This window comes from Acetobacterium sp. UBA5834, assembly GCF_002435675.1.
GTDB lineage: Bacteria > Bacillota > Clostridia > Eubacteriales > Eubacteriaceae > Acetobacterium > Acetobacterium wieringae.
Genome location: NZ_DJGY01000073.1, coordinates 20,029 through 27,124, shown reverse-complemented (window position 1 = coordinate 27,124; position 7,096 = coordinate 20,029). Strand labels below are relative to the sequence as shown.

The 7,096-nt window shown below is 45.3% G+C and carries 12 protein-coding genes; 5 read left to right on the top strand and 7 right to left on the bottom strand.

Annotated features, from left to right (window positions below; genetic code table 11):
• Positions 1-134: 134 nt before the first annotated feature.
• From B3F51_RS15775 to B3F51_RS16240, 4 genes are all read right to left on the bottom strand, one after another.
• Positions 135-629, bottom strand: a complete 495-nt coding sequence (locus B3F51_RS15775; protein ID WP_070371754.1) for a QueT transporter family protein — start codon at positions 627-629, stop codon at positions 135-137.
• 158 nt (positions 630-787) lie between these two features.
• The gene (locus B3F51_RS15770) at positions 788-2,149 is read right to left on the bottom strand and encodes a DUF2252 domain-containing protein (protein WP_070371753.1); all 1,362 of its coding nucleotides are present in this window, start codon (positions 2,147-2,149) and stop codon (positions 788-790) included.
• 213 nt (positions 2,150-2,362) lie between these two features.
• Positions 2,363-2,599 carry a hypothetical protein gene (locus B3F51_RS16245; protein ID WP_349680229.1) on the bottom strand — a complete coding sequence of 79 codons (237 nt, stop codon included), beginning with the start codon at positions 2,597-2,599 and terminating at the stop codon, positions 2,363-2,365.
• Positions 2,596-2,745, bottom strand: a complete 150-nt coding sequence (locus B3F51_RS16240) for a hypothetical protein (RefSeq protein ID WP_349680228.1) — start codon at positions 2,743-2,745, stop codon at positions 2,596-2,598. Before B3F51_RS16240 ends, B3F51_RS16245 begins: the two co-directional genes overlap by 4 nt.
• A gap of 126 nt (positions 2,746-2,871) precedes the next feature.
• Between B3F51_RS16240 and B3F51_RS15760 the strand changes: the two genes are divergently transcribed.
• Genes B3F51_RS15760 through B3F51_RS15740 form a run of 5 tightly spaced genes read left to right on the top strand, consistent with a single transcriptional unit; the run spans position 2,872 to position 5,256 of the window.
• The gene (locus B3F51_RS15760) at positions 2,872-3,270 is read left to right on the top strand and encodes a winged helix-turn-helix transcriptional regulator (RefSeq protein ID WP_250934299.1); all 399 of its coding nucleotides are present in this window, start codon (positions 2,872-2,874) and stop codon (positions 3,268-3,270) included.
• Positions 3,263-4,270 (top strand): PLP-dependent cysteine synthase family protein, encoded by a 1,008-nt coding sequence (locus B3F51_RS15755; protein ID WP_286948066.1) that lies wholly within the window; start codon positions 3,263-3,265, stop codon positions 4,268-4,270. The genes B3F51_RS15760 and B3F51_RS15755 overlap by 8 nt, the downstream gene beginning before the upstream one ends.
• Before the next feature lie 42 nt (positions 4,271-4,312).
• Entirely contained in the window at positions 4,313-4,789 is a 477-nt protein-coding gene (locus B3F51_RS15750; protein ID WP_070371750.1) for a methylglyoxal synthase, read from the top strand.
• A gap of 12 nt (positions 4,790-4,801) precedes the next feature.
• The gene (locus tag B3F51_RS15745) at positions 4,802-5,056 is read left to right on the top strand and encodes a TIGR03905 family TSCPD domain-containing protein (protein WP_070371749.1); all 255 of its coding nucleotides are present in this window, start codon (positions 4,802-4,804) and stop codon (positions 5,054-5,056) included.
• Positions 5,053-5,256, top strand: coding sequence for a YwbE family protein (locus B3F51_RS15740; protein ID WP_070371748.1), 204 nt, complete (start codon positions 5,053-5,055; stop codon positions 5,254-5,256). The genes B3F51_RS15745 and B3F51_RS15740 overlap by 4 nt, the downstream gene beginning before the upstream one ends.
• Positions 5,257-5,320: 64 nt before the next feature.
• Here the strand turns inward: B3F51_RS15740 and B3F51_RS15735 are convergent, their stop codons facing one another.
• The 3 genes from B3F51_RS15735 to B3F51_RS15725 form a co-directional block, all read right to left on the bottom strand.
• Positions 5,321-5,794, bottom strand: coding sequence for a PH domain-containing protein (locus B3F51_RS15735; RefSeq protein ID WP_228881888.1), 474 nt, complete (start codon positions 5,792-5,794; stop codon positions 5,321-5,323).
• Between the two features lie 116 nt (positions 5,795-5,910).
• Positions 5,911-6,402, bottom strand: coding sequence for a hypothetical protein (locus B3F51_RS15730; RefSeq protein ID WP_070371746.1), 492 nt, complete (start codon positions 6,400-6,402; stop codon positions 5,911-5,913).
• Positions 6,403-7,035 (bottom strand): TVP38/TMEM64 family protein, encoded by a 633-nt coding sequence (locus B3F51_RS15725; protein ID WP_250934301.1) that lies wholly within the window; start codon positions 7,033-7,035, stop codon positions 6,403-6,405.
• Between the last annotated feature and the right edge of the window lie 61 nt (positions 7,036-7,096).

The window sequence follows — 7,096 nt, the reverse complement described above, 5'->3', positions numbered from 1 at the left end:
GCCATTTGGCGACTGACGCGACGCCTACGTGCCGCATGATCGAGTTAAACGGCTGTTTTTTTAAACGGCTGTCATTAAAAAAACAGGCCACCGGCCTGTCTTTAAGAATCGACTGTACTATCGCACAGATCGCTTTAACTCTGATGAAAAATAACCCGACGCTTGTCCAGGGCAAAGTAAAGAACCGATCCCAGAACAACACAGGAAATCACTTCGCCAATACCCACCGTCGCCATCATGACTGGGATTGGTAAAGGAACACCATAGCTGAATTTTAAAATAAATGGTACCACGATCATATTGGCAATAACTGGCGGAAGGGCAACAACCATAGGGTATTTGTTGTTGCGCAGTTGATAACTGATGATCGCCGCAACGAGAGTTGCCAGACTGCCAAAGACAATATCAATCACGGTACAGCCGGTTAAGAGATTGCTCAGCAGACAACCGAGAAAAAGACCTGGAATAGCTGCCGGTGTAAAGGCCGGAAGGATAACAAGCATCTCGGAGAGCCGAATTTGAATTTCACCGCTGGCCAAACCCAACGAGCTGGACACAAAGGTTAAAACCACATACATGGCAGCAATGACCGCTGCCTGGGTAACAAAGAGAACACTGATTTTTCGCATAAAAAAAACTCCTTTAGTTTTGTTTTACGTGTGGAAGGTCACGAACACACGAAGAATAAATGAGATAGATCCCATTATTAACACTATAACGGATATTCGGATAAAAAGCAAGAAAAAATGCCCGACTTACGGACATTTTCAAGTATTGAAGTGCGGATTTAGTTACTTGCCAGACTTTGCTTATAGATTTCATAATCCCGGTAAACTTGCTCAGAATAGGCCAGGCACCAGTCAAGAACAGCGTGATCAAACCCATCGTCAGTGCCTAAATAGCCATTAATCCAGTTGGCATAAGGGCTTTGGACATGAGCCCGGGCCAGGGATAAACCACAATTAATAACGTATTGTTTAAAGGCTTCAAAATCCAGTTCGGATAGATCGACGGTGCCTTTCATGTCCCGAAACTGACGGACGTAAAAATCCATCCCTTCGGAGGCTGAAAAATAGCCAAGAAAAGGATCTGAAGCGGCCTGAAGGATCTGCTGATGGCTAACGACCCGATAGCCATTGCCAAGGCCATGAGAAAGCGTATCCGGGGTGGTGAAATTTTTCTGATTGTATTGGGTAATCGCCGATTCATTCGCCTGCTTGATCTGTAAAACAAGATGGCTTGCATCTTCACAGGTTAGCACCAGCAGGTAACAGCGGGTACCAATACTGCCAACGCCCACGACGCGCTGGGCAATATCGGTTAACACATGTTGGGATAAGAGCATTTCAATATCCGGACGCACAGTTTTTAAATATTGCCGAAAATACTGTTCCACTTCATCAATGAGTTTGGGATCTAAATGGGTGGTAATCGGGGGACTTTCAATAAAAACCCGACGGCCGAACTGGTCTGTTTCGGTCATCTTAGAGATAACCTGATTAGAGGTTCTTTTTTTGGCTTTTTTGATGATTTTTTCAAACTCTTCCCGGGAGGAATCGGAAAAACTTTTCAGAAAAAGTTCCTCATCGCCCAGGATAAAGTAGCGTTCAAGGGAGGTCATATCGGACATCAGGTCAAGACCTTTGCGGTAAAAGGCGGCGGTTTGCAGAATAACCTCACGGATTTTTTTGTTATCAAAGCCCAAGTCATGGGCACAAAGAATCACACTGGTAATCAGTCGTTTCAAATCCCACTCCCAAGGGCCGGGAGCGGCTTCATCAAAGTCGTTGAGATCAAAGATCAGTCGGCGTTCCGGAGAAGCGTAGAATCCGAAGTTGCCAATATGGGCATCACCGCAGATGGTCACGTGAATGCCGGACTGGGCCTGATGGGATAGATCATTGGCCATCAACAGGGCTGTTCCCCGGAAAAAAGCAAAAGGAGATGCCGTCATTTTCTGGTGTCGCAGCGGAATCAGTTCGGGAATCCGAAAATAGTTCTGACTCTCAATGATGGCAACTGGATCACGATCAACAGGGTGAAAAACGGATTGGGCAGAAAATGGAATTCTTTCCCGAATGGCCCGACCGCTATTGCGATTCATTTTTGCCGTAGGAATCTGCTGATTTTTGGTTAAACCGACAATCATTCATTAACCTCCTGGGTTTTAAATCGTTGTTACTGATAAAAAGGTAATTAGATTCAGTATCGTGGGGGGGCAGTTAGGGGATTGATGCTTTTTATTTTAGCACGGTTGTTTAAACTTGCATAGCAGAATCCGTCCTGCCAGCATAAAAAAACAGTCTGAGTTGAAGGTCAGACTGCTTAGATAGAGCCGTTTATAAATTGATGATCGGGTAGACTATAAAATAACTTGGTGGTTTTCGCCAGCCATGGAACAGAAATCCGCTACCCCGTTTTCGATGGCAAAGATTTCAAATAAGCCATCGCCAACGGCATACATGCCAGCCAGTCCAGGCATTGCTTCCAGAGCCTTGGCCTGAGATTCAGGTGTTGTACAGAAAACGGCATTGCCTTTAAGGCGGATCCACTTGCCCTCTTTTGAGGCCGAAATTTCCACTGCCGGATTTGCCTTCATTTGAGCATAGCTGGGTTTTTTATTATTGGTGCAGAGACAGAGTTTACCATCACAAATCCATAGGGACGAACCTTGGGTTGGTCGCCTTCAACGGTAGCGAGAAAGAAAACACCACAGTCAGTTAGAAATTCAATTACTTCGTTCATCTTTACCTCCTGATAAACATTGATTTATTTGGTTTATTTTAGTATGATTATAACAATGCCAGAATAAAAAACAAGTAGGCAGTAAATTATGACTTAGAACTATATTTCTGAGTGTTGGAGAGAAAAATGAAAGACAACCATTGTATAAATGGCGAAACATGCCCGATCAATCAGGTCGATTCGGAGCAGAATCATCCGTGTGTGAAACCGGAGTGCAGTATTAAACAGGCCCTCAAAATGATTGACGGTAAATGGAAACTCCCAATTATCTGTACCTTGGGCGGTCAAACGATGCGGTTTAATGAACTAAAAAGAGAAATCGTCGGGATTACCAGCATGATGCTGACCAGTTCACTAAAGGAACTGGAGGAATGCGGAATCGTCCATCGGGAATCCTATCATGAGGTCCCCCCAAAGGTCGAGTACTCATTGACGGATGGCGGCCTCAGTTTGACACCAATTTTATTTGATTTGGGTCATTGGGGACATAAACTAAATACAACAAAGGATAAGGTAAATGAATAACCAAGAAAAATTTGGAGAACTGGAAAAACTCATCGGGAATACCCCCTTGTTAAAGATCAATTTTTTATATAAGGGGGTATCCCGCAGTGTTTATGCCAAAGCAGAGCATTATAATCTCACCGGCAGTATCAAAGATCGGGTGGCTTTGCATATTCTAAAAAAAGCGTATGAAAAGGGCGAGATCCATGAAGGGGAAACGATTATCGAAGCCACCAGTGGAAATACCGGAATCGCTTTTACGGCCGTCGGCACCTGTCTGGGACATCCGGTTGTGATCTACATGCCGGACTGGATGAGTGATGAACGAAAAAACCTGATCCGCAGTTATGGCGGAGAAGTTCGGCTGGTGTCCAAAGAAGAGGGCGGCTTTTTAGGGAGCATTGCCCAATGCGGGGCGCTGGCGGCCGAAGGCAATGCCTTTTTACCCTGCCAATTTTCCAATGAAGAAAATACTCAGGCACAGTATCTGCGCACCGCTCCGGAAATTGAATGCCAACTGGCGGCTTTTGGCGTCATGCCTCAGGCTCTGGTAGCAGGGGTCGGAACCGGGGGAACGGTTATGGGTTTAGGCCGGTATTTCAAAGAAAAAAATCCGGGGATTAAGGTCCATCCGATGGAACCAGTCAGTTCACCAACACTGTCGACGGGATACAAGGTAGGAAAACACCGGATCCAGGGTATTTCAGACGAATTTGTTCCGGATCTGATCAAATTGGAAGAACTGGATGATATTATTGCGGTGGATGATGGGGATGCCATCATTATGGCTCAGAAGCTCTCCAAAGAATTGGGACTGGGAGTGGGGATTTCATCCGGGGCCAACTTTATTGCTGCCATTATTGCCCAAGATCTCATGGAAGACCCCCATGCAGTGGTGGTCACCGTTTTTGCCGATGATAATAAAAAATACCTGAGCACGGACTACGTTAAGGAAGAAAAGGTAAAATCAGAATTCTTATCTAAAGATGTCAAGCTGTTGGATTATGAAGTCAGAAAATAAGCTGTGGTAAACAATGAACAAAGAAAGTAGATGAGGAAAAAAATGGAAACGGAATATATTGATGTTACGATTGAAAGAACCAAGAAAATTGCCTTAATTGCTCATGATGGAAAAAAAGCCGAGTTATTGGATTGGGCCGTCCGGAACAAAGAAATATTACAGAGCCATTTTTTATGCGGCACTGGCACTACCGGCCGACTGATTCAGGAACGAACCGGCTTACCGGTACAAATTTTTCAGAGTGGCCCATTAGGTGGTGATCAGCAGATCGGGGCCCGGATTGTCGATGGCAAGATTGATATGCTGATCTTTATCTGGGATCCCATGGAAGCCCAGCCCCACGACCCCGATATCAAGGCGCTGCTGAGAATTGCCACAGTTTATGATATTCCGGTGGCCAATAATCTGGCGACAGCCGATTTTATTATTCATTCGCGGTTTATGAACGAAGAATATGTCCATCCAATTGAGGATTATGCCAAACAAATGAAAAGTAGACTGGAAAATGTACTAAAGTAGAAAGAGGAAAAAATGACAGAAACGTATAAGCCCCAGGGCGTTTGCATTCGTAACCTACAATTTGATCTAAGCGATGGCTTGGTCACTAATCTGGCCTTTGAAGGTGGCTGCGACGGGAATTTAAAAGCATTGGTTAAACTGCTTGAAGGAAAACCGGCCGATGAGATTATCGCCATGTTTCGCGGTCAAACCTGTGGAAAAAAGCCTACCTCCTGCATGGATCAGCTGGCCATTGCCCTGGAAGAAGCCCGAAAGGAAAAGCAATGAATGGACAAAAAAGAAGTGACGTTAAGGTCGGGGCCTCAGTGGAGGTTATTTTAAAGGCTGATCAGCGCAGCGGTAAGCTGACCCCGGGTCGGGTAGCCAAACTGCTGACCAAAAGCCCCACTCATCCCCACGGCATCAAGGTGATGCTCACTGACGGACAAGTGGGCCGGGTCGCCAAGATCGTTGAAGATCCCAAATAGTCAAAAGAGCAAAAAAAGCGTGCCATCGATGAAGAGGCACGCTTTTTTTAGATTAATACTTTTATCACGGCTGTACAGGAATCAGTTTTTCACTGAAGTTTTTCACAAAATCATCGAATCGATCAGGTCCTAACAACAGGATCCGGTTGGGGGTTTCCACCAGGATGGCCGTATTGCCGTTTAAAAAGACGGCTGCTTCGGTGCCGTTCTGGAGCAGGAAGATCCCTTCCCGGTAAGCCCGGGTTTCGGTGCCAACCACTTTGGACACAATGGCATACTCACTCTGATCGAGGCTGACTATCTTGGCCGAGAGGATATCGGCTTCAGGGTAGGTCTCAAAGGTGAAGCCCGTGGGCAGTCGCAACGATAATTCATCGTCTTTAACGGTAATTCCGGCGACCAGGGGAACGACCACAAAGATACCCAGAATTAAGACCAGTACAAGGCCGCCGACTGACATTTCCTTAATCGCATTGCGGCGTAGCTCCGGGTCGTCCGGGTAGGTTTTGAAGGTATAGATGGCTTTCCAGAGAAGCAATGCCAGGACCGCTAAAAGTGCAAAAAAAAGTGGATTAATGGTGTGTAAAAGAGAAACAAAATAAGTCATGTGTTAATAAACCACGGTTTAGACCAGGTGGAAACCGTTACCCTTCGTTAAATTAATTTTGTCTTTTCATAGTGTGAAAGTTCCAGACTGAGTTCAGAGGGGACTTTCTTTTTAATTGTTCCGATCTGGACACTGAAATAATAGTAGTTATAGTATTCGATCATCGAAAAAGCATAAAGGATCAGGCCAAAAATATTCATTGTCATAAAAAAAGCATCCGGCTGAAAAATTAGCAGATAAAGCAAATACAGGGGGTATAGCGCGAATAAAGCCAGATCCAACTTTTTCAGCATCGAAAAAACCGGCATTACCCAGTCCATCGGATTGCGGGGGTCCTCCAGTAGCTGATAGCGATAATACCAATAACCGGCGCTTTGGAGGATGATAAAAATCAGTACCCCACCGGGTATCAGCAGACGCAGATCCAGGGGCTGACCGGTGGAGTCGGTGAGCAGATACATCAGCATACCGCAGACCAGGGCGGTGAGCAGTTCACTCATATACAAACGATTCAGTTCTTTTTTTGTTTTCTCGGTCATTTATAACTCCTTGTCAAGACTTGGCGGTGAGGGAAGTTCGGCTACCCTGTTTTTACTGTGATCAATAAAAGCATCCAGGCGCTTTCGGTTAAAATAAAGAACCGCAATCAATACCGCATAAATAGATACCGCTATGATAAACTGGGTGGGGTTGTCATCCATAATACCAGCACCGATCATGGTATTGATAAAGACACTGGGAGTTCGGGCCAACATAATAATCAGGACAAAGGTTTTTACCGGCATCGGCGAAAGACCGGCGATAAAACACAGCATGTCATCAGGAAACAGTGGAAACAGAAAAATCAGAAAAAGAACCGTATTGAGCCGGGATTCTTTAATATGATCGTATTTTTCAACGAGTTCCGGGCTGACAAAGCGCAGCACAAAGGGTCGACCAAAGCGTTTGGCCAAAACAAAAACGATAATTGAGCCGATCAGGGTGCCAGCAGCACTGATTAAAAAACCGCCGATGGTGCCAAACAGGGCGCCGCCGACTAAACCCACGGTTCCACCAGGAATGGGGGCAATAATAATCTGGAGCAGTTGCAACAAAAAAAACGCCAACGGGGTCCAGATGCCAAATTGTAAAAGAAAGCTCTGCAAGGTGTCAAGTGTTGAAAAAATTTCCATTTCTTACCTCGATTTCTTTTAATCATTTTAGCATAAAACCGGCAGATCCACACCATCTTTT

What these genes read in the sequence shown, in the direction of transcription:
- B3F51_RS15775 (WP_070371754.1), bottom strand. Translation starts at nt 629, where the DNA reads ATGCGAAAAATCAGTGTTCTCTTTGTTACCCAGGCAGCGGTCATTGCT.
- B3F51_RS15770 (WP_070371753.1), bottom strand. Translation starts at nt 2,149, where the DNA reads ATGATTGTCGGTTTAACCAAAAATCAGCAGATTCCTACGGCAAAAATG.
- B3F51_RS16245 (WP_349680229.1), bottom strand. Translation starts at nt 2,599, where the DNA reads ATGAAGGCAAATCCGGCAGTGGAAATTTCGGCCTCAAAAGAGGGCAAG.
- B3F51_RS16240 (WP_349680228.1), bottom strand. Translation starts at nt 2,745, where the DNA reads ATGAACGAAGTAATTGAATTTCTAACTGACTGTGGTGTTTTCTTTCTC.
- B3F51_RS15760 (WP_250934299.1), top strand. Translation starts at nt 2,872, where the DNA reads ATGAAAGACAACCATTGTATAAATGGCGAAACATGCCCGATCAATCAG.
- B3F51_RS15755 (WP_286948066.1), top strand. Translation starts at nt 3,263, where the DNA reads ATGAATAACCAAGAAAAATTTGGAGAACTGGAAAAACTCATCGGGAAT.
- B3F51_RS15750 (WP_070371750.1), top strand. Translation starts at nt 4,313, where the DNA reads ATGGAAACGGAATATATTGATGTTACGATTGAAAGAACCAAGAAAATT.
- B3F51_RS15745 (WP_070371749.1), top strand. Translation starts at nt 4,802, where the DNA reads ATGACAGAAACGTATAAGCCCCAGGGCGTTTGCATTCGTAACCTACAA.
- B3F51_RS15740 (WP_070371748.1), top strand. Translation starts at nt 5,053, where the DNA reads ATGAATGGACAAAAAAGAAGTGACGTTAAGGTCGGGGCCTCAGTGGAG.
- B3F51_RS15730 (WP_070371746.1), bottom strand. Translation starts at nt 6,402, where the DNA reads ATGACCGAGAAAACAAAAAAAGAACTGAATCGTTTGTATATGAGTGAA.
- B3F51_RS15725 (WP_250934301.1), bottom strand. Translation starts at nt 7,035, where the DNA reads ATGGAAATTTTTTCAACACTTGACACCTTGCAGAGCTTTCTTTTACAA.